This window comes from Candidatus Obscuribacterales bacterium (assembly GCA_036703605.1).
GTDB lineage: Bacteria > Cyanobacteriota > Cyanobacteriia > RECH01 > RECH01 > RECH01.
In genome coordinates this window covers 1-1,121 of the sequence record DATNRH010000747.1, presented here as the reverse complement: position 1 = coordinate 1,121, position 1,121 = coordinate 1, and the positions used below count along the sequence as shown (strand labels likewise).

The 1,121-nt window shown below is 52.9% G+C and carries 1 protein-coding gene; it reads right to left on the bottom strand.

Translation table 11 applies throughout. The annotated features are described in order from the left end of the window. Positions 1 to 1,121: cadherin domain-containing protein (locus tag V6D20_15545; GenBank protein HEY9817195.1), on the bottom strand; the 1,121-nt coding region annotated here is incomplete at both ends.

The following is a 1,121-nucleotide window of genomic DNA, read 5'->3' as shown; positions in this document are numbered from 1 at the left end:
TCCACCACTGAGACTGTAGGTCAGGCCATTCTCCTCGCTACTGCTATCGTCTGTGGCTTGGATATCCACCACCAGCGTGGTGTTTTCCGCCACATTCACCGCACCATTGGTCACAATCGTGGGCGCTTCGTTGACGTTGGTGACGTTGATGTTAAACAGTTGAGCGGTGCTTAAGCCACCCGCATCGGTGAGGGTTACCTCGACGGCATAGCCATTGTCATTGCCCGCATCCAGAGGATTTTCAAAGTCTGGAGCGGAGAGGAACGACAGCACACCCGTTGTGGTATCAATCGCAAACAACGTTTGGTCTGCCCCACCACTGAGGCTGTAGGTGAGGCCATTCCCCTCGCTATTGCTATCGTCTGTGGCTTGAATATCAACGACCAGCGTGGTGTTTTCCGGCACATTCACCACGCTATTGGTCACAATCGTGGGTGCTTGATTAACACGCCCAAACACCACATAGCTAGAGCCTGAATAGGAGCCGTTGGGGTCGGGACCGTATGACCCAATGATCAGGTCATCAATACCATCGCCATTGATATCCCCAGCACTGCTCACCGAAAAACCAGAACGGTCAAGTGCGGCTACTCCATCAATGCGAAAGCCATTGCTGCCATCGAGGCTGGAGAGATTGAGGGTGCTACTAAACTCACTGCCACTGCCAAATACCACATAGCTAGAGCCTGAATCGCTGCCGTTGGGGTCAGCACCGGTTGCCCCAATGATCAGGTCATCGAAGCCATCGCCATTGATATCCCCGGCACTGCTCACCGACCAACCGGAAAAGTCATTTGTCACCGCCCCATCAATGCGAAAGCCATTACTGCCATTGAGGTTAGAAAGATTGAGGGTGCTACTAAACCCTGCATCACTGCCAAACACCACATAGCTAGAGCCTGAATCAGTGTTGCTGTTGGGGTCAGCACGGTATGACCCAATGATCAGGTCATCGAAGCCATCGCCATTGATATCCCCAGCACTGCTCACCGAACGCCCGGAACGGTCATCTGCGGCTACCCCATCGATACGAAAGCCATTGAGACCAGTGAGGTTAGAAAGATTGAGGGTGCTACTAAACCCTGCATCACTGCCAAACACCACATAGCTAGAGCCTGAAT